The sequence below is a fragment of the Methanobrevibacter acididurans genome (assembly GCF_046197875.1).
Lineage (GTDB): Archaea > Methanobacteriota > Methanobacteria > Methanobacteriales > Methanobacteriaceae > Methanobrevibacter_A > Methanobrevibacter_A acididurans.
Map to the genome: position 1 here is coordinate 189,080 of NZ_CP166991.1, position 21,088 is coordinate 210,167.

Here is a 21,088-nt window from a genome sequence, read left to right on the forward strand (position 1 = left end):
TTGTTAGTGTTTTAAATCACTAGCTTTTTGAAAACCTGTACCACCATATATGTCTTCTTGCATTTGGCGAACGGTTTCTGCTGCATCTGCTTGTGTTTCAACTTTTTTAAAGATTCTTCTCTCTTTAACTTTTATAGTTTTTCCACAAGTGCATTTTCTTGTCTTTACACCTTCTTTTGCATATAAGACTCTGCCACATCCGCAGCGAAAGATAAGATACATTTTGTTAAGTCTTCTCCTTCAAATAATTTTTAAATTTTTATTATATTATTATGATATTTACTTTTGTTGTTGAAGTTAATTAAAGTATTGATTAATAGTAAATTATAAAAAAAGTAGTAAATAAGGAAGGGTTTAATTTAAAAATTTTTTTTTAGAATATTTTAAAGAATAATGGTATGAATACTTGTGATGGAAGGATTACAAGTGTTGCTATACTTACAGCTAAATTAGTACCAATCACTACAAGTAATACTCTGAATATATTATTATTCCATAAATCTCTTAAAGAACTAATATCATTTAAGTTTTTAATATCTTTTTTACGAACTTTACGATATTTTAATTCAGTTAAACCACTAAACCATCCTGCTGCAAGTAATGGGTGGATTATTGTTAATGGTGCAACTACTCCTCCAACCAGTGCAGATTGGATTTTACTACCACTACATATGGATCCTACAAATCCCATTATCATACTGATTATAATGAATTCTGCTATGTTCCATTCAATTTTAATACCTTTTATAAATGCAAGAAAAAATATCACAACGAATAGTATTGGTATTATTGCTAAGATTATTTTAAGCCATGGTATTCCACCTTTTTTTTCAGTATTGGTTATTTCACTAATTGGTGGTATTGTTTCTGGATTGTCTAAGTAACGATTTATTCCTTCTTGGTGTCCTGCACCTACAACTGCTATTACTTTATCTTCTTCAATAGATTGTATACTGTTTGCAAGGTATGCGTCTCTTTCTTGTACGAGGGCATGGTAAGCTCCAGGGGATACTTCTTGGAAATATTCCATTACTTCTTCTAAGGTTTCCTCGTTTTTTAACTCTTCAATGTCTATTTCTTCAGTTTCATCTTCACCTGAGAAGAAACTTGTTACTGTGCTGAAGAGGAATTTGAGTTTTTCCCAAAAACTCATATTGTTGAGGGTTCTTTGAAGTGTTATGTTTATGTCACGATCGAGTAAGGCGATTTTTATTCCTAAATCATTTGCTGCATCTGCTGCTGCTATCATTTCAGAACCAGGTTTAACATCTAAGTTTGCCCCGATTTTGTTTTGAATATATGAGAGTATGGTGGTTGCGAAGAATAATCCTACTTTGTTTTCTTTTATTATTTGTTTAAGGTGGATTGGTTCTTCATCATCAACGAGTCCAGCTCTTTCTTTCATTAATCTATCGTATCGTCCGTAATCTAATTCTATTCCAACCACGTCTGGTTGTAATTCATAGATAGTGTTTTTAACTTCTTCCACACTATCTGAGGATACGTGAGCTGTTCCAATTATTGTTAAACATTCTCTTTTCATAGGTAAAAACTCTTAAAAATCTTTTTTTTAAATTATATTTTCTTTTTTTATAAAAACTTATTATTATTTTTTTTAATTCAAAATAAAAAATTATGAGGGTGGTATTATTTATTTTTATAAAATTAGAAAAATTTTTAATTTCTTATGTTTTATTTTATTAACTATTTAAATAATATCTTTATAAGTATATAAAACTTATTTTTTTTTAGATTAATTCTAATTTATTATTTTTATACATTACTACATTATTTGTTATATTTTTTTGCATGCAATAGGTTATGTCTTCTGTGTGTCCTAATTTTTTTAGGATTTGACTTGAGTGTGTGTTTAGTATTGATTCTTTGAAGTTTTCCTCATCTCTTGATGCAAGGATGCTTCCTATTGCATATTCACTTATTTCATCTGTACTTTTTAATTCTTTTTTTATCCAGTATAATATTTCACCACAGGCAAGGTAATCTTCTAAGGCAAAGTTATGTTTTCTCCCCGCCATAACTAGGTCTATGTGGGTGGTTGCTATTTCAACTGCTTTTTTTGCTACTGCTTTTCCATTTATAAAGCTACCTATTAATACAGTTGAGTTCATTGCTTCCATTATTCTTGTTCCATTAGTTGTTGTTAGGACTAATGTGTCTTTATCTGTTTTGTAATTTTCAACTTTTTCGGGGGAATTTCCTATTTGGAATCCATCTAATTTTTTCCCTAATCGTTCTCCTGCAAGTACTGCATTTTCCGTTTTTGCAATTTTTCTTGCTTCTTCTGGTGTGAATGAGGGTATTACTTTTTTAAAGTTATTGAATGCTGTGGTCATTGTAGCGCTTGCTCTTAGTGCATCTACTACAATACTCACATCTTTACTTTGGGTTTTCTCAAGACTTAATGTGACTTTCATTATTTTTTCCTTTGAAAATTTTTTTATATTAATAATTATTAATATATAAGAATTAAATAATATTTAACAATAAAGTATTTTAAAAAAGAAAAATTATTTTATAATAATATTTAGTTATGAAAAATTTTTATTTTATCTTTTTTAGGTCGTGAACTTATAATATGAAAATAGTTGTAACTCCAATGTGTGAAAAAATTGTATTATGGGCAGGTATATGTGACTATACTGTAAATAAGTTTCCAGATACAGAAGAAAATATGGATATAGCAATAGTATTAGCTGATAGAGAAACTAATATGGATTCTATAAATATAAGTTTAAACACATTTAAACAAATTAAAGAATCAATTAATAAAATATCTCAAATATTTGGAACAAATATTGATGGGGAAAATATAGAAAAAATTTTTAAAAATTCTAGTGATGCTTATAATATAATAAGGAATTTAAATAATATACGCCATGAGAATAAAGACATTAATGTTAAAGTATACTCAAATTTTTTAAAAGACATTGTAGAAGATTTAGGTTTTAATATAATAAATGATGGGGATACTGATTATAATATTGTAATTTATCCAGATTACCTTTCAAATAAAATAAGTCTAAAAGATAAGGATTGTAAATTAATTAAGGTACCTTCACATTCTAATGTATCTAATAATCCATTAGAACGTGCAGTTATACGGTATAATATTATATTAAATAATATTTAATTTTTAAAAAAATTTTTATATCCTTTAATATAATAATATATTATATAATAATTATCAGTAATTTAATAGTAAAATTTTTTTTAGGGAGATTTTAATAGTATGTATGAAACATTAACATATGAAGGTGGAGTTCATAGAAGCGAAGAATTAAAAGAACTCATTGAAGATTTAGGCGGGTTTATTCTTCAAGAAAACGTTTTACAAATGGAATTAATCATTAACATGGCTGTTCCAATGGAAGATGTTGATAAGGTTAAAGAAAAAGCTAAAGAAATTCTTGGTGAAATAACAGTTGCACCTATGGCAGGAACTGAAATTGCTATTGTATCTCCAACTCTTGCAAGACATCACCTACCTCATGCAGCATGTGATATTAGTGAATATTTACGTCGTTATGGTGCAAAAGATAATATGATTGGTTTAGCTCGTGGTCATGGTAAAGGTACCTCAGGAATTTCAGAAATTGAAAAAGATTTAATTGAGGAACATGATATAGCTATTTTTGCCCTTGGAAGTTTTAAAGATTGTATTATTGATAAATCTTTCCTTTATGATGATATAGACATACCAGTTATTGTTACAGGATCTCCAGAAATAGATTTAGAAGATTTACCTGGAGCCGATGCTTATGTTTCAGGTTTAGGTCGTATACCTCGTAGATTAAAACGAGGACCTGATATTCGAGCTTTAAAAAGATTAGTTGATGTTGTTGAAGATCAATTAACAATTTTGAAGAAAGATTTAGCTCAAGACCCTCCATTATTCCCAAGCATACTTGTGAAAAATGAGATTGAATCTCAAGTTCCAGCAATCCACGAAGTAATTAGTCCAACACCAGTAACTAGTCAAATTAGTGGTTTACGTGTTAAATTAGATTATGATAAATATCATGAAGTCATTGAAAATGTTATGATTGATGATAAAAAATTAAAGGATATAGCTAGTGTTGAAAAATCTCATATGTATGATTATATTTTAGTTCGTCTTTTAAATGAAAGTTCACTAGTTTAAAAAATAAAAATTTTTATTTTTAATTATATTTTTTTTTAGAATTTTTATACTCTTTTTTATTTTTAATTATATATTTTTTTGTGGTGTTATTTATGGAAGATTTAGAGAAACGTTATATTTTTAATTCAGTTTTCCCCTCAATTGTTTTGAGTTTTTATAATTATTTTTTATTAAAAGCTATGTGGGCTTTGATTGGCAGTCCAAATAATAATATAATTATACTTATAAGTCTAGGGGTATGTGTTTTAACTTTAATATCTTCTTATATTGAATTATATAATTCTAATAAATTCACACGTTCTATTATGGTAGTTTTAGAATCATGGAAATGGCCATCTCTTATTTTCTTATTTATAATGATAATTTTATACTTAATTTCCTATTTTGTAATAATACCTAAAATCATAACAATTAGTATATATCTTGTGGTGTTTTTAATAGGATTTTATGCCTATTATAATGCTCATAAAATAAAAGTCATAGAATATGAATTAGAAATTGAAAACTTAAAAGAAGAACTAAACATTATCCATATATCTGATATTCATTATGGAACTTATAGAAACCAAGGATTACTTAAAAAAATTGTTGAAAAAATTAATTACTTAGCAGATAAAGGAGCTCAACTAGTAATAATTAGTGGAGATTTAGCTGATGGATCAACAAGTATAGGAAAAGAGGATTTTAATGAATTTAAAAATATAAAAATACCAGTAATATTCACACCTGGAAATCATGATTATTACCCTGGAATAGAGAAAGTTTACTCTGCTTGTGAAAATGCTGGAATATATATTTTAAATAATAATTATTGCACATTTAAAGATTTAACTATATATGGTTTAAATTATAGTTTCACAAACCCTCAAAAATCATTTAATCAATTTAATATTAATCCTGAAACTAATAATATAATGGTTTATCATGCTCCGGATCATTGGAAGGATTTTATAAAATATGGTTTTGATATTCAATTATCTGGTCATACTCATGGTGGACAATTTTATCCTGCAAATTTATGGGTGGGAAAGTTTTTCCCATTTTGTAAAGGATTATTTATTAATAATCAAGGGGATAAAACAAGTTATTTATCTGTATCTACTGGTGTAGGTACTATGGGTCCACCATTACGTTTAGGGACAAATAGTGAAATGGTTTTATTAAAACTTATACCAAAAAAAATAAAACCATAACCCTTTTTTTTGAGGGATTATTTATTTTAACTAGAAATTATATAAAAGATTCTTATGCAAATAGTAGCTGATGTTGGTGGAATTCCTGGAAAAGATTGTAGAGGATTTTGTAAATATTGTTATTTTCGTAAAGTAAAACCTATTGAACCTTTAGGTTGTAGGTACTGTTCTCCAAACACTGTGGGATGTAAACATTGTGGTGAAGGTGTTTGTGAGACAGGTTCTGAGTTTAAACCTTCATTTCTTGTTATGAATGAGATTCAAACTGCTATGATGATGAATCAAACAAGTGATAAGGAGATTAAAGTGAATATTTCTGGTGGTGGAGATGTTAGTTGTTATCCTCAACTTGAAGAATTAGTAGGTGGAATTAATCAGTTTGGTCTTAAATCACATCTTGGTTATACTAGTGGTAAAGGAATTGATGATTCTAAGATGGCTTCAAGATTAATGGATCTTGGTGTTGATGAGGTTACTTTTACTTTATTTGCTAATGATGTTGGTTTACGTAAGGAATGGGTTAAGGATCCTAGTCCTGAGGCTTCTCTTGAATCTGCTAAACTTTTCGCTGAAAGTGCTAATCTTTATGCGGCAAGTGTTATTATTCCTGGTGTGAATGATGGTGAAGTTTTACGTAAAACTTGTGAATCTTTAGAATCTTGGGGTGCTAAAGCTTTACTTTTAATGAGATTTGCTAATAGTACTAATCAGGGCCTTATTTTAGGTAATTCTCCAATTGTTGAGGATGTTAACTCTCAAAGTGTTGATGAGTTTTCATCACTTGTTCAGGAAATTAATAATGAGTATAATTTAAGGGTGACTGGAACTCCTTTAGGTGATCCTAGCATTAATGCTCCATTTATTATTGCTCGTGATGGTAATGAGGAGTATTTACAATTTCTTAAAGATGTTACTGGTGAGGCAACTATTATTACTAGTAAGTTAGCTGCACCATTTATTAGTAAAGTCTTTAAAAAGATAGGTGCTAATAGTGTTAATGTTATTGGTACTAATAAAGAGATTGCTTGTTTAATGACTCAGGAAGATTTTGAATCTGTTGATTTAAGTCAGGTTAAAGATTCTGTTATTATCCCAGGTCGTAGTTTTGTTCATGACAAGGTTGCTGAGGATATATTTTCACGTGATGGTGTTGAACGTGTTGTTGGTAGAGGACCAGATACTTTAAGTGTTGATGGTGAGTTAAGTAGTGGTTTTACTGAGGAAGAAGTTATTATGGAAGAATTAGAATCTTTTAGGGATTTAATTGATGCTATAAACTTCTTTGGGATGAAACCTAATTAACTATTTTTTTATTTTTTCAGTATTACTTTTTATTTTTTCTTATTCTATTTTTTTCTTATATTCTTTAGTGTTTTAATGTTTGGGCTTGTTCTTAAGGGTTTTTAGGTTTTAATCTCCTTTATTTAACCTTTTTAGTTTTAATGTTTGGTTTTTTTAAATCTTTTTTTTATTTTGCTCTTTTTATTGTTTTTTATTTTTCAAAACATTTTTTATTACTTTTATAAATTTTTTTATTATTTTTCGTTGTGTTTAAAACGTTTGAAAGTTTATAATAATTGAAGAATATTTAAAATTAATTTTATAAATTTAAGATTATTTTAGATTATTATATAAATTTCATAGTGTAATGTTAAAAATTTTTCAATTAAATTATAAGATTTCAATTTTTTTTAATTTAAAAAACTTAACTAAATATTTTAAAGTATTTTACTTAAATTCTCTCATTTAAATTAGTATAAGTTTTGTTTTAATTTTACCATTGATTTTTCATGTTTTAATCTTTTGTTCTATTAAATTTTTCAGTTTTAAGTTCTCTTCTTTTAAAAAAAATTAGTAATACTTTTTATCCCAATAATAAGATATAACTTAATTTAACTTATCATTAATAAAGTTTACTAAATCTTTCTAAAAAATATATTTATATTATATCTTATTCAAAGATAAAATCGTATACCAAATAGCTGGCTATTGCAATACTTGCTTTGTAGCTTACTCACCTCAAACATATTTTACATAAAACTGTTTGAGAGAGTGGTATATTAGTAACTCTATTAAATTAGGAGGGAAAAAATGGCAAAGTTTGATGATAAAGTCGATTTATACGACGAAAGAGGTTCATTAGTATCATCTGATGTACCTATCGAAGCTCTAAGTCCACTACGAAATCCTGCAATACAAAAAATTATTCAAGGTGTAAAACGGACTGTAGCAGTTAACTTAGAAGGTATCGAAAACGCATTAAAAACTGGATCTGTTGGAGGAAACAAATCCAAGATTCTAGGAAGAGAAATGGATCTCGACTTAGTAGGAAACGCTGACGCTATTGGAGCATCTTTAAAGAAAATGATCCAAGTAGACGAAGGAGACGACACATTAGTAGAACCTATCTCTGGTGGTAAAAGATTAAAAGTACAAATTCCAACCAAAAGATTAGCTTGTGCTGCAGAATACTCTGTATCCCCATTAGCTACCGCAGCTGCTTTAACACAATCCATTATTGAAAACATGGATGTAAGCATCTACGATGGTAACATGGTAAAAGCTGCAATCTTAGGAAGATACCCACAATCTGTAGATTACATGGGAGCTAACATTGCAACTATGTTAGATGTACCACAAAAACTCGAAGGACCAGGTTACGCATTAAGAAATATTGGTGCAAACCACTTCGTAGCTGCAACTCTTAAAAACTCATTACAAGGAACTGCTCTTTGTTCTATATTTGAACAATCTGCTATGTTCGAAATGGGAGATGCAATCGGTGCATTCGAAAGATTACACTTATTAGGTTTAGCTTACCAAGGTTTAAACGCTGATAATATGGTATTAGATCTTGTTAAACAAAATGCAGAAGGTAACGTTGGTAATGTTGTAGCTGCAACAGTTGACAAAGCTATTGGCGACAATGTTATATCTGAAGCAGAAGATTTAAACGGTTTCAAATTATACAAAACTGACGATGTAGCAAAATGGAACGCATATTGTGCTGCTGGATCCATCGCTGCTGTTATGGTTAACGTTGGTGCAGCAAGAGCTGCTCAAGGTATTCCAAGTACCTTATTATACTTCAACGATAACATAGAATTTGCAACTGGTTTACCTGGTCTTGACTTCGGTAGAGCAGAAGGTGTAGCTGTAGGATTCAGTTTCTTCAGTCACTCCATCTACGGAGGAGGAGGTCCTGGTATCTTCAACGGTAACCACGTTGTAACCAGACACAGTAAAGGATTCTGTATTCCACCAGTAGTAGCTGCAATGTCCTTAGATGCAGGTACTCAACTTTTCAGCCCAGAAAAAACCTCTGGACTTATTAAAGAAGTATACAGTTCATTTGATGAATTCCGTGAACCTTTAAAATACGTTGCAGAAGCAGCTGACGAAATCAAAGGAGACATCTAAGTAATCTATGAATTTTTAAAAATTCATCAAAATTCTAATTTATTAAAATAAAAAACACAGAGGTAATTAAATGGATATAGAAATATTCCCTTTCAGAATACTCGGTTCAGACACTACCGAAAAATTATTAAATGAAATTGAATCATTAGATGATGTAAAAAGAACAGTTATTCATGGACCAAGATTCCCACCTTTAGATGATTTTGAACGTAAATACGGAGATCGCAGAGTCATCACCATAAATGGTGAAGAAGTTGAATTAAAAGTCAAAACTGGTCGTATATGGATTGAATTGGGAAACACTGAAACAATCGATTTAATTGATGAAATTTGTGGTAAACATCTTCCTTTTGGTTATGATATTAACACTAATCGAGAACAATACATCAGAAAGTCTAGAACTGTTACTGATGATATGAAGTATGGGAATGTTGATATGCCTGATGAATTAATCGGAATGACTGATCAACACTCAAAATTTTCAGAAAGTGTTTCATTAATTAAAAAAGATACTAATAATTCTTAAAATTTAAATAAAAATTAATATTTTATAAATGTGATTAACTATGATTGGAAGAAAAAGTCATGTTGTGGATTGTCGAGAAACTAGAGGTCTTGGTGAAGGTGGAGGTATTGCTCAAAGAGGAACTTTCGCTCAATGTGGAAGTGATGTTGTTGCAGTAGCTATGTCTCCTGGTAGACGTCACATTACCAAACCTGTATGTGAAATCACATTTGCACTTCGTGAATCTAATCTTTTAACTAGTACTATTATCTTAGATGCAGGTTCAGGTGTTCCTCGTGATGCTCCTTCTGCTAGTGGTGGAAGCCTTTTTGGTTTAACCCATAAAGAGATTGAGCAAATGAGTCAATATAAATTACTTGTTGTGCATTTAGGTGGAGTTAAAAATCATATTATATACAAAGCAAGATTAATTTTAAGAAATGTTAATAAACCTTGTGTTATTATTTGTGAATACCCTATTGATTTTGAAGACCTTGCAAAAATTGGTGTTAAAACTTTAAAGGTTATGCCTAGTGAAGTTAAAACCAAGGGCACTGTTGTGGGAATTATTAGTGGTGTTATCAGAGGAGAAACAGCTCCTCAGGAAAAATTAGATGAGATTATTAGAAAAGTCAAAATAGGATTAGGAGATGTATGATTATGGTACAATATTATCCAGGAACTTCTCAGGTTGCAGAAAATAGACGTAAATTTATGGATCCAACAAACGATCTTGAAGTTTTACGTGAAATATCTGATGAAGATGTAGTAAAAATTTTAGGTCACAGAGCTCCAGGTGAAGAATATAAAAGTGTTCACCCACCATTAGAAGAAATGGATGAGCCTGATGATATTATTAGAGAACTTGTAACACCTATTGATGGTGCTAAAGCAGGGGACAGAGTAAGATATATTCAATTCGCTGATTCCATGTATTTCGCTCCAGCTCAACCTTTCTTAAGAGCTAGATCTTACGTAAACAGATTTAGAGGTGTAGATACTGGTACTTTATCTGGTCGTCAAATTATAGAATGTCGTGAAAGAGATTTAGAAAAATTATCTAAAGAAATCTTACAAAACGAATACTTCGATCCAGCTAGAACTGGAATCAGAGGTAAAAGTGTACACGGACACTCTTTAAGACTCGACGAAGACGGTATGATGTTTGATATGTTAAGAAGACAAATCTTTAACAAAAAAACCGGAAAAGTCGAAATGGTTAAAAACCAAATTGGTATTGAATTAGATGAACCTGTAATTTTAGGTGAACCTATAGATGAAGAAACCTTAAAACAAAAAACCACCATCTACAGAAGAGACGGTGACTCCTACAGAGAAGATAAAGATGCTGTAAAAGTTTGTCAAAACATTCACGTATCTAGATCTATAGGTGCATACAACCCAGAAATATTTGGAAACAAGAAGGTAGAATAATATGGCAGCAGATAAAAAGTTCATGGAAGCTTTAACAAAAAAGTTTAAAGAAGATCCTACCGACAGAACCACTACTTTTTATAACTTAGGTGGTTGGAGACAATCTGAAAGAAAAACTGAATTTGTTAAAGAAGGAGAAGAAATTGCTAAAAAGAGAGGAATCCCAATGTACAATCCAGACGTTGGTTCCCCTCTTGGTCAAAGAGCTTTAATGTCTTACCAATTATCCACAACTGATACTTTTGTTGAAGGTGACGATTTACACTTTATAAACAACGCAGCTATTCAACAAGCTTGGGATGACATTAGAAGAACTGTTATTGTAGGATTAAACACTGCACACACAGTTCTTGAAAAAAGATTAGGTATGGAAGTAACTCCAGAAACAATTACTAATTACTTAGAAACTGTAAACCACGCAATGCCTGGTGGAGCTATTGTTCAAGAACATATGGTTGAAACCAACCCTATGTTAGTAGCAGACAGTTATGTAAAAGTATTCACTGGAGACGATGAATTAGCAGATGAAATTGATGATTGCTTCGTTTTAGACATTAATAAAATGTTCCCTGAAGAACAAGCTGAAGCTTTAAAGAAAGAAGTAGGTTCTGCAGTATGGCAAGCAGTTAGAATTCCTTCCCTTGTAGGAAGAGTTTGTGATGGAGGTACTACCTCTCGTTGGTCTGCTATGCAAATCGGTATGTCTATGATTTCTGCTTACAACCAATGTGCTGGTGAAGGTGCAACTGGTGATTTCGCTTACGCATCTAAACACGCAGAAGTTATAAACATGGGTACTTACTTACCTGTAAGAAGAGCAAGAGCTGCAAATGAAGTCGGTGGTATTCCATTCGGATTCATGGCAGATATTGCACAAGGTAGTAGAACTAACCCAGATGACCCTGTTCGTTCCTCCTTAGAAGTTGTAGCATTAGGTGCTGCACTTTACGATCAAATCTGGTTAGGTTCTTACATGTCTGGTGGAGTAGGATTCACTCAATATGCTACAGCAGCATATACTGATAATATCTTAGATGACTTCTCTTACTATGGACAAGAATATGTAGAAGACAAATATGGTGGATTATGTGAAGCTCCTAATAACATGGATACCGTTCTTGATGTAGGTTCTGAAGTTGCATTCTATGCATTAGAACAATACGAAGACTATCCTGCTTTACTTGAAACTCACTTCGGTGGTTCTCAAAGAGCATCTGTTATTTCCGCAGCATCTGGTATATCTACTGCATTTGCTACTGGTAATGGTCAAACTGGTTTAAGTGCTTGGTACTTATCCATGTACTTACATAAAGAAGAACATTCCAGATTAGGATTCTATGGTTTCGATTTACAAGATCAATGTGGTGCAGCTAACGTATTCTCTATAAGAAACGACGAAGGTTTACCAATTGAAATGAGAGGACCAAACTACCCTAACTACGCAATGAATGTAGGTCACCAAGGTGAATACGCAGGTATTGCTCAAGCTCCTCACTCAGCACGTAAAGATGCATTTGCATTTAACGCTTTAGTTAAAATCGCATTTGCTGACCCAAGTTTAACATTTGACTTCGGTGCTGTACGTTCTGAATTTGCTAAAGGTGCTTTAAGAGAATTCGAACCTGATGGTGAAAGATCTGTCATCATTCCAGCTAAATAAACACGAAATATTTAAAGACTAAGATAGGTGTTTTTAATTAAACACCTATTTTTTTTCTTAATTTTCCAGATTTATTTTAAAAAATTAAATTACAATCAATTTTAATAATTATCAAATAAGGTTTAATGTTTATTGTTTATCTAAAAACTTTTTAGTAAAGCTTATATTAAACTTTTTTATATAGATATAAAGTATAGGTTAAACTATCCTATATTCAAATAAATCAAAAAATGTTTTCAATGAGGTTAAACTTCCTTTCAAATATTTAAAAAAAATAATACAAAAAAATGTAAAACCATTTCTATTTTTTAGAAAGTTTTACTTTAGTTTATAAGTTTTCATTAAGTTATAAACTATTTACTCTAATAAAAAGGAATTCAAGTAGTTATTAATAAAAAAATATTAAAAATAATTATATGTCCTGAATTTATTTTTAATGGAGAAAAAAATCAATTAATAAAAAAATGAGTGCAATCCTTTAAAAAATGGGATGACAATTATTTTTTTTGGGATAAAAATAATTGTTAATGATTAATTATTAATTAATCAGAACCATTATAAAGTGAGAAATAATTATTAAAGAAGATAATTATTATTGTTTTCTTTAAATTAGCTTATTAAATTTATTAAATTAATTTAATAAAAACTAAGGAGGAAAAAATATATGGACCCAATTACATTAGGTGTAGTCGCATTAATCGGAATAGCTGCTACTATTGGTGGGGCATCAGAAGATATCGAATCTGATATCGGTTCTGAAAGTAACCCTAACTCACAAGTACAACTCGCTCCGCAAATGGGACATTTACACAGAATGATAAATAAAGCGATCTCTGGGGAACCAGTCGCTTACGGTGTATGGTGTGGAATTTCTTGTTCCGTAGCTTATTTAGTTATGACATTAAATGCTGGATTTTTATCCTTACCTATTATAGCTATAGCTATTGGTGCAACAGTTGCTGCTCTTGTACACGTTATATATACAACAACAGCTCATATTGGTCGTATTGTTGGTCAAGCTCAGTTCCAACAACCACTATTTTATGATCTATTGATTGAATGTTTAGGACCTATTGCAGGTCATGGATTTATTGCAACTTTTTGTATTACAAGTTTCTGTTATTTAATGACAATCCCTCTCGGAGGAAATCCTTTAGTTAGCTTCCCATTACCTGTTTTAGGTGTTGTATGGGGTATTACTATTGGTGCTATCGGATCTTCAACTGGGGATGTTCACTACGGTACAGAAAGTGAATATCAAACTTACCCATTTGGTGGAGGTACTCCTGTAGCTATTCAAGGAGATATAGTTACTAAAGAAGCATGTGGTGCTAAAAACAGTATCGATGTAGGAAACTTTTGTGCTAAATTTGGTGGACCTTTAACTGGTGTTTGTTTCGGATTAATCGTATTCTTCAGTTTCTGGATTACTGTAGTATTCGGAGTTACTGGTGGTATTATTGCTGGTGCAATAATTATATTAATTTTAATCTATCTTAACTTTAGATTAGAAACTTTTGCTCGTAATGTTTATGGACCTTATGAAGAAGAAGCTAAACCTGCAGAAGAAGCTGAACTTGTAGAAGAAGCTGAAAAGGCAGGACAATAAGGAGGATAAAATTATGTTAGACCCAATTAGTTTAATTATATTTATCGCTGTAGGTGGAGTTCTTATTGGAGCAGGAGTACACTTTATTCCTGTAGGTGGAGCTCCAGCAGCTATGGCAACAGCAACCGGTGTAGGTACTGGTACAGCTATGTTAGCAGCAGGTGCAGGTATGACTGGACTTGTTACAGCAGCTTCAATGACTGGTCAACCAATGTATCTTATTGTTTTAGCAGGTGCAATTGGTGCAATGTTAATGATGGGATTCACCATGTTAATTGCAAACTATATTTATGTATATGGTTGTGGTGTAGTACCAGCTTCTGCAAAAGTAGATAACGATCCTATTACTGGTAGAAATCAAGAAATTTATTGTACACCTGGTACAGAAGGACACGGAATTCCTACTGTCTGTTTCGTCAGTGGAATTATTGGTGCTCTTATGGGAGGTGCTGGTGGTGGACTTATTTACTACACAGTAAATACCGCAGCTACCAACGCTAGTTTTATTACAACCCCTATAGAAGCAGCTGCATTAGCAGCTATTATCGCTATTTCTGTTTATTTCATTAATTCTGTTATTGCTTCTTATAATATAGGAGGTACTATTGAAGGATTCCATGATCCTAAGTTCAAAAAAATCGGTCGTGGATTCGCAGCTTGTCTTATCGCATCTATTATCTGCGCTATACTTTGTGTACTCATTTTAGGAGGTATCTAAAATGGCTGAAGAAAACGCAGTTAATTCCAATGCATTACTTGCAGTAGGAATAATTGGTGGATTATTAGGAATATATTTAGTTGGTATCAACTCTCTTATAGGACCACTTCTTGCTTGTTTAGGTGGTATTTGTGCTATCGTATGGGGTGCAAATGCTATTAGAACCGTTGCAGGATATGGTTTAGGTACTGGTGTACCTTCTATAGGTTACATGTGTTTAGCTATTGGTATTATTGGTGGATTATCTGGTCTTGCTTTAACATTAGTCCCAGCTTTATCTGGATTTGCAATGTTAGGACCTATATTCGCTTTAATAATTGCAATGGTTTTAGGTTTCATTGTAGCAGTTATAGCTAAAAAAATTGTAGGAATGAAAATACCTGTTTTACTTAGATGTACTACTGAAATTGCTGGAGCAGCAGCTTTATCTGTTATAGCATTTTCCGTAGCATTAGCTGGTGCTTATGATATTGCTTCAATATCTGCAGCAGTACTTATACCAGGTTACATTGTTTTATTCTTTATTTTAAACACTATGGCTATACAAGAACCATTTAATGCTTGTCTTGGACCTAACGAAGATCAAAAAAGAACTTTAACCTTAGCAGTTGCTAATGGTTTCCTTGCAATTTGTGTCGTTGGTTTATTATTAATACCTTCTGGATTAGTTTCCTTATTAGTAATAATTGTTGGAGTTATTGGATGGATTTGCAGTTACAAAAAATTCCTTAAAATGTCTAATGAAGCTGCAGCATCCGTTAAATGGTCTGGTTTATGGCCTAAAACAGAGGATCAATAGGAGGTTCAATTATGGAAATGTTACCTTTAATTCAAGTTGTCCCAGAAATGGATCTAGCTATTGACCCTGTAACAGGATCAATAGGTGGAGCTATTGGTGGCGGAGTTTTAGTCACCTTAGACGATGTTAATGTTGAAATAGATAAAATAGAAGAAGCAGCTGATGAATTAATTAATTCTTTAGACCCAACCACTGCTCCTGTAGGTGCTTATGCTGGAAGAGCAGGTTCCTATGTTACTGCAGGTAAACAAACAAACTTTGTTTACGGATTCTTAATTGGATTACTTTTATTAGTAGCTATACTTCCTATTTTAGCTAAGATGGGGGTATTATAGATGGTAGATAAAAAAGAACCTGCAGCAGATTGGCCTCTTATCACAGGAGATTATGTTACAGGTGACCCTGAAAGCCCTGTTGCAGCTGTAACTTTAGCTTCTAATTTAGAAGAAGCTGCTGTTGCTGCTGGAGCTGCTATTGCAGGTCACTGTCACACTGAAAACCTTGGTCTTGAAAAAGTAATCGCTAACACTATTTCTGATCCAAACATCAGATTCTTAATAGTATGTGGTGCTGAAGTACAAGGACACATTACTGGTGCAAGTTTAAAAGCTTTACATGAAAACGGTGCTGACCCTGACAAAGGAGAAATCATAGGTGCTCCTGGAGCTATCCCATATATCGATAATATTCCACAAGATGGAATTGCAAGATTCCAACAACAAGTTGAAATAGTTGATTTAATCGATGTAGAAGATGAAGGTCAAATTGCTTCCAAAGTAAAAGAATGTGTTGAAAAAGATCCAGGTGCTTTTGAAGAAGAAGCAATGGTAATCGACGTTAGTGACGACGATGAAGACGAAGACGAAGGAGATGCAGTACGTCCTGTAACCCCTGAAACCGCTTTACTCGAAGCACGAATGAGAAACATCAACACCCAAATCAAAATGATTGGAGCAGTTGAAAAGGATTTATCCGGTAATTATGCAGGAAAAGTACAAGGAATCATGATTGGTCTTGTATTTACCTTAGTAATCGGAGCTTTATTCTTAATAATATAAGTTAGGAGGTAGGATTATGGTTAAATTTTCAAACAAACCAAACATGAAAGGTATTAAAAGTACATCTGAAAACATTAATCGATCTTCTAAACTTATAGGAAGACAAGGTCGATTATGGTCAGGATTATATCAAACTAGAGTTAGTGGTATAGGATACGGACTTATATTTGCTTTTGCACTATGTCTTGTAATACCATTAATAGTTAAATTATGCGGAATGTAAAGAGGTGTTATGATGGCTGATAATGAAATACCTCAAGTACTTGTTTCTGCAGAAGAATTCGATAAATCTAGTGCAAGATTAGATGATGTTGAAGAAAAAGTTGATTTTACTATTGGTGAATATTACCAACGTTTAGGTCAACAATCTGGTAGAGATGTTGGTATTTTATATGGTATAATTATAGGAATGATAATATTGTTAGTATTTATTAAATTTAATTTAGTAGCAATATTGACAGGATTACTCTAGAATTAATATTTGGAGGATTAACAAATGTATAAGTTTGATAAAGAACAAGTCGTCGTAGATGTTGCTGGATGTAAATGTGGTGGTCAACCTGGAGAATATCCAACCGTACTTGCAGGAACTATCTTTTATGGCGGACACAAAATTATTAGTGATGAAAAAGAAGGAATTTTCGATAAAGACAAAGCTGAAGAATTAATTAAACATATGGAAGAAATGGAAGATACCACTGGTAACCCATGTATTATCCAAACTTTTGGTGCAACACCAGAAGCTATGGTAAAATACTTAGAATTTGTCGGTGATGTATCAGACAAGGCTTTCATGATTGATTCTACTAGTGCTGATGCTAAAGTAGCAGGTGCTAGATATGCTCAAGATGCAGGTTTAACTGACAGAGCTATATATAACAGTTTAAGTATGGCTTGTGAAGAACCTGAAATCGAAGCAGTTAAAGAAACCGATATTTCTTCTTCAATTATTCTCGGATTCAACCCAATGGAACCTGGTGTCGAAGGTAAAATCGATATTTGGGAAAATGGTGGATCTGTAATGGATCAAGGAATTCTTGAATTAGCAGACGAATGTGGTATTGATAAACCATTTATGGATGTAGCTATTACTCCTTTAGGTCAAGGTGCAGGTCCTGCACTCAGAACAACATTTGCTGAAAAAAGTAAATGGGGTTACCCTATAGGATCCGGTATTCATAATGTACCATCTGCATGGGATTGGTTAAGAGACTACAAAAAGACAGTACGTAAAGAAACTTTCCACGTATGTGATATAGGTTCTGACCTTTTACAAATTGCTGTAGGAGGAGACTTCTGTCTCTTTGGACCTATCGAAAACAGTCCTGATGTTTTCCCAGCAGCTGCTATGGCTGATGGATTCGTTGCTGAAGCTGCAAAAGATTTAGGAACTGAACCTATAGAAACTCACCCATTCAATAAATTATTATAAATAATTTATTAGTTTGAGGATTTTACTATAGAGTTTACTTCTTTAAACTCTTTTAAAGTTAAACACGTAAAAATATAAAGGCTTTATATGGGCTTTTAGGTTTTAAGTAAAAATTTTTATTTAAAACTTAAATTCTATATAAAACCAATTTTTTTAAAACCATATTAATACTAATTTTACATAAATTATTACTAACTTTTTTTTACAAAAATTAAAACACCCCCTAGATTTAATTAAAATTCCTGGAAATCCTATTCTATATTAGAACAATTTAATAAAATTTATATTGTTATATTTATAAACCCAATAAACAAGCATAAAAATAAAAAATTTTATAATATTAATTTTAGGAGTTAAATGGTGTATAAAAATGTCATTTTTAGGTAATTTATTCAATAAAGGCCCAAAACCAGTCATAGCTCATAGTCAAACAGAAAAATTAGATTTTCTAAAAGCTAGTACTAACCGGCCTCAAAGTCCAGGTTTCAAAACAAGACCTGATGAGTATTATGTTGTTGCAAGTGTAGAACTCGGAAACACAACAACCAAATGTATTCTTACAGCTACCAACTTAAATTCTAGTAAATCCTACCTACTAGATAAAACAGTTAAAATGACTAGAGATATTCGAAAACCAAAACCCGACGAAGAAGTATTCGGTTCAACAGTTTGGGGAATAGAATTATCAAAAGAATCAGTAGCAGATTTAATAAAAGACACAGTACTAGAATCCCTACACAAAGCAAACGTAGACATGGAAAAAGACTTAGACTTCGTAGTACGTTCAACAGGTGTAACAGCAGGTTTTGCAACCACACAAGAAGTAGGTAAACTAGTAATAGCACTAGCAGACGGATGCTTAAATGCAGGTATACCACCTAAAAAAATGGCACCAGCAATGACCACACAACAATTACCAAAAAGATTACAAAATTTCACCCTACTAGACAATATAAGTTTCGATGGAGCAGTAGTAAGTGTAGTTCCACCACGAGGCCGAGAAGTAGTAGCAAACGAAATGGAAGGAGAACTAGTAACAGCAGGAATAAAACTAGGAAGTAAATGGACAGAAGTCGATTACCGAAACCCCTGTGTCAGCCTAGATTTCGGAAGTACACTAGCCGGCCGTATAGTAAACAAAGAAGAACCATACGCAAATACAATAGGTAACTTTTTAGGACTTGCAGGTGTTATAAGTGATTCACTTGCACGTGGAAGTAAACAAGTAGACCCCAAAGGTGGAGCAGCACTAGATTTATATGATCCAAAACTCCTACGTAAAGGAGATCAGAAAAAAGCAAAAATCAATGCACAAGAAGCACATAAACTCATAAACATCACCAAAGTACCAGAAGGTATGGAACGTTTCGGTACAGTACCATTAGACAGTACCCGAGCAAAAGATGCAGGAACCACTCTAATAGGTTGTGATGTTGGAACTAATGCAGATGGATTAGGTGAATTAATGGAATTAGGAGGACAATTCTATGATGAAGATGGTCTTCCAACCTTACTTGCAACAATGGATCATGTAAGTGCAATAATAGTTGACCGCTTACTAGATATAGCATTTGAAGAAAAACTTGTCCTACCTGGAAGCATATTAGGTGTAACAGGTCGTGCAGGTATCACAGGACGTAAACCTAACCTTATACTTGAATACACTAAAGAAAAATTCGATCAAGTAGTATTTGTTGAAGATGGATTAGGTTTAGGTGCAGCTACTATGGCTCGTTGTATGAATAGTATGGGTACTCCAAAAACACCATTAGGTGGAAACCAAGGAGAACATTGTATACTTAAAAAACGTATGCAACTTCAAAACAAAAAAACATAATTAAACATAAAATATTATAAACTTTATTCTTTCTTTTTTTTATGATTTTTAGTATACTAATGGCTGGTGGACGTGGGACACGTTTAAATAATAAAGTTGAAAAACCATTATACAATTTTAATGGTAAACCCCTAATAGACCATGTAATAGGAAACCTTCAAAAATCAAAAGTTGATAAAATTATCATAGCACTAAGCCCACATACAAACCAAACACTAAAACATTTAAAAGAAAAAGGATTTAAAAACTTCAACCTAGACTTAATAGATTCTTATAATGAATTTATCCTAAGTACTCCAGGTGAAGGATATCTTAAAGATTATAACTACATTTTAGAATTACTAGAGAAACATTCAAAAAAGGATACAGTACTATTTATCAATACTGATCTTCCTTTTATAAATTATAATATTTTAAATAAAGTTTTAAATGAATATGAAAAAGTTCAAACTGATGCTTTAAGTGTTTTTGTTCCTGAAGAAATTTTCAATACCAACAACCTAGATTACAAGTATGCATATAAAGGATTAGTACCTTCAGGATTAAACATAGTTCGAAGCGAAAATATCATTCAAGAACAAGAAGATTTAATTTTACCACATATAGAACTAGCACTTAACATGAATACATTAAATAATATACAGATAGGGCTTAAATTATTAAAATAAAATAATAAAAAAAGACTTATCAAAAAGTTTATATATTTTATAACTACATAGATTTATTTAATAATATAAAAACTTTAATTCAGGCTTTTTTAAAAAAAAATATTTTATCTAAAAAAAAACAAAATCCCTTAAAAAAACTGTTAATAGAATAAAATATTAAAAATTTTTTTTTATACATAAAAGAATACAGAAATTAAAAAACATATGAAAAAAATTAACTTGGTGGAATTTATAATGGAAAATAAGGCAATACCTAAAAAAGAAGAAAAAATGTGGAGTGAAATTAAGAATTATCAAGTAGCAACCAATAATGCACGTATACTTGGAGTTCTTGACGAACTTATAATAAACGAAAAAACTGGTAAAATAGTTGATATTGCTATTCGCGTAGAAAGTGGCCGTAACGTTCATGTAAAAGGCGCTAAACGTAAAGGAGACCTATTACTCGTTCCTTTCACTAAAGTTGAAAAAGTTGGAGAATTCATAATAGTAACAGAATAAAACTATTCTCTAAATTCTCTAATACTCCCCCATTTTTTTACATTACTACTACTTTTTTTTAAAACAATTTTTATAATTTCTATTTTTCAATA

General features: G+C 31.6%; 23 protein-coding genes. 20 read left to right on the top strand and 3 right to left on the bottom strand.

Annotated elements, in window-relative coordinates:
- Positions 1-3: 3 nt before the first annotated feature.
- The 3 genes from ACA135_RS00915 to comB form a co-directional block, all read right to left on the bottom strand.
- A complete protein-coding gene (locus ACA135_RS00915) occupies positions 4-222 on the bottom strand; it encodes a DUF1922 domain-containing protein (RefSeq protein ID WP_409198440.1) in 219 nt (72 codons plus the stop codon).
- A gap of 151 nt (positions 223-373) precedes the next feature.
- On the bottom strand, positions 374-1,543 hold the full coding sequence (locus ACA135_RS00920) for a TraB/GumN family protein (protein WP_409198441.1): 1,170 nt from the start codon (positions 1,541-1,543) through the stop codon (positions 374-376).
- Positions 1,544-1,748: 205 nt separating this feature from the next.
- Positions 1,749-2,435, bottom strand: a complete 687-nt coding sequence (gene comB, locus ACA135_RS00925; protein WP_409198442.1) for a 2-phosphosulfolactate phosphatase — start codon at positions 2,433-2,435, stop codon at positions 1,749-1,751.
- A gap of 161 nt (positions 2,436-2,596) precedes the next feature.
- Between comB and ACA135_RS00930 the strand changes: the two genes are divergently transcribed.
- The 20 genes from ACA135_RS00930 (at position 2,597) to ACA135_RS01025 (ending at position 20,996) form a co-directional block, all read left to right on the top strand.
- Entirely contained in the window at positions 2,597-3,151 is a 555-nt protein-coding gene (locus ACA135_RS00930; RefSeq protein ID WP_409198443.1) for a hypothetical protein, read from the top strand.
- A gap of 99 nt (positions 3,152-3,250) precedes the next feature.
- The gene (locus ACA135_RS00935) at positions 3,251-4,162 is read left to right on the top strand and encodes a methanogenesis marker 7 protein (RefSeq protein ID WP_409198444.1); all 912 of its coding nucleotides are present in this window, start codon (positions 3,251-3,253) and stop codon (positions 4,160-4,162) included.
- A 92-nt stretch (positions 4,163-4,254) separates the two neighbouring features.
- Positions 4,255-5,355 carry a metallophosphoesterase gene (locus ACA135_RS00940; protein ID WP_409198445.1) on the top strand — a complete coding sequence of 367 codons (1,101 nt, stop codon included), beginning with the start codon at positions 4,255-4,257 and terminating at the stop codon, positions 5,353-5,355.
- A gap of 54 nt (positions 5,356-5,409) precedes the next feature.
- Positions 5,410-6,657, top strand: a complete 1,248-nt coding sequence (mmp10, locus tag ACA135_RS00945) for a methyl coenzyme M reductase-arginine methyltransferase Mmp10 (protein WP_409198446.1) — start codon at positions 5,410-5,412, stop codon at positions 6,655-6,657.
- A 789-nt stretch (positions 6,658-7,446) separates the two neighbouring features.
- Positions 7,447-8,775 carry a coenzyme-B sulfoethylthiotransferase subunit beta gene (gene mcrB / locus ACA135_RS00950; protein ID WP_409198447.1) on the top strand — a complete coding sequence of 443 codons (1,329 nt, stop codon included), beginning with the start codon at positions 7,447-7,449 and terminating at the stop codon, positions 8,773-8,775.
- Between the two features lie 70 nt (positions 8,776-8,845).
- Positions 8,846-9,301, top strand: coding sequence for a methyl-coenzyme M reductase operon protein D (gene mcrD / locus ACA135_RS00955; protein WP_409198448.1), 456 nt, complete (start codon positions 8,846-8,848; stop codon positions 9,299-9,301).
- A gap of 40 nt (positions 9,302-9,341) precedes the next feature.
- Positions 9,342-9,938: a methyl-coenzyme M reductase I operon protein C gene (mcrC, locus tag ACA135_RS00960; RefSeq protein ID WP_409198449.1), complete on the top strand. Its 597-nt coding sequence runs from the start codon at positions 9,342-9,344 to the stop codon at positions 9,936-9,938.
- Between the two features lie 2 nt (positions 9,939-9,940).
- The gene (gene mcrG / locus ACA135_RS00965) at positions 9,941-10,714 is read left to right on the top strand and encodes a coenzyme-B sulfoethylthiotransferase subunit gamma (RefSeq protein WP_409198450.1); all 774 of its coding nucleotides are present in this window, start codon (positions 9,941-9,943) and stop codon (positions 10,712-10,714) included.
- Position 10,715: 1 nt separating this feature from the next.
- Complete coding sequence (mcrA, locus tag ACA135_RS00970) at positions 10,716-12,374, top strand: coenzyme-B sulfoethylthiotransferase subunit alpha (protein ID WP_409198451.1); 1,659 nt, start codon at positions 10,716-10,718, stop codon at positions 12,372-12,374.
- 664 nt (positions 12,375-13,038) lie between these two features.
- Positions 13,039-13,983 (top strand): tetrahydromethanopterin S-methyltransferase subunit E, encoded by a 945-nt coding sequence (mtrE, locus tag ACA135_RS00975; RefSeq protein ID WP_409198452.1) that lies wholly within the window; start codon positions 13,039-13,041, stop codon positions 13,981-13,983.
- Between the two features lie 13 nt (positions 13,984-13,996).
- Entirely contained in the window at positions 13,997-14,701 is a 705-nt protein-coding gene (gene mtrD, locus ACA135_RS00980) for a tetrahydromethanopterin S-methyltransferase subunit D (protein ID WP_409198453.1), read from the top strand.
- Position 14,702: 1 nt separating this feature from the next.
- The gene (gene mtrC, locus ACA135_RS00985; protein ID WP_409198454.1) at positions 14,703-15,500 is read left to right on the top strand and encodes a tetrahydromethanopterin S-methyltransferase subunit MtrC; all 798 of its coding nucleotides are present in this window, start codon (positions 14,703-14,705) and stop codon (positions 15,498-15,500) included.
- Between the two features lie 11 nt (positions 15,501-15,511).
- Complete coding sequence (gene mtrB, locus ACA135_RS00990) at positions 15,512-15,835, top strand: tetrahydromethanopterin S-methyltransferase subunit MtrB (protein WP_409198455.1); 324 nt, start codon at positions 15,512-15,514, stop codon at positions 15,833-15,835.
- Positions 15,836-16,558 (top strand): tetrahydromethanopterin S-methyltransferase subunit A, encoded by a 723-nt coding sequence (gene mtrA / locus ACA135_RS00995; RefSeq protein WP_409198456.1) that lies wholly within the window; start codon positions 15,836-15,838, stop codon positions 16,556-16,558.
- A gap of 16 nt (positions 16,559-16,574) precedes the next feature.
- Positions 16,575-16,781: a tetrahydromethanopterin S-methyltransferase subunit F gene (locus ACA135_RS01000; protein WP_409198457.1), complete on the top strand. Its 207-nt coding sequence runs from the start codon at positions 16,575-16,577 to the stop codon at positions 16,779-16,781.
- Positions 16,782-16,793: 12 nt separating this feature from the next.
- A complete protein-coding gene (gene mtrG / locus ACA135_RS01005) occupies positions 16,794-17,030 on the top strand; it encodes a tetrahydromethanopterin S-methyltransferase subunit MtrG (protein WP_409198458.1) in 237 nt (78 codons plus the stop codon).
- Positions 17,031-17,054: 24 nt separating this feature from the next.
- Positions 17,055-17,990 (top strand): tetrahydromethanopterin S-methyltransferase subunit H, encoded by a 936-nt coding sequence (gene mtrH / locus ACA135_RS01010; protein ID WP_409198459.1) that lies wholly within the window; start codon positions 17,055-17,057, stop codon positions 17,988-17,990.
- Positions 17,991-18,360: 370 nt separating this feature from the next.
- Complete coding sequence (locus ACA135_RS01015; protein ID WP_409198460.1) at positions 18,361-19,827, top strand: methanogenesis marker 14 protein; 1,467 nt, start codon at positions 18,361-18,363, stop codon at positions 19,825-19,827.
- Between the two features lie 59 nt (positions 19,828-19,886).
- On the top strand, positions 19,887-20,495 hold the full coding sequence (locus ACA135_RS01020) for an NTP transferase domain-containing protein (protein WP_409198461.1): 609 nt from the start codon (positions 19,887-19,889) through the stop codon (positions 20,493-20,495).
- Between the two features lie 234 nt (positions 20,496-20,729).
- Complete coding sequence (locus ACA135_RS01025; RefSeq protein WP_409198462.1) at positions 20,730-20,996, top strand: PRC-barrel domain-containing protein; 267 nt, start codon at positions 20,730-20,732, stop codon at positions 20,994-20,996.
- Positions 20,997-21,088: the final 92 nt, after the last annotated feature.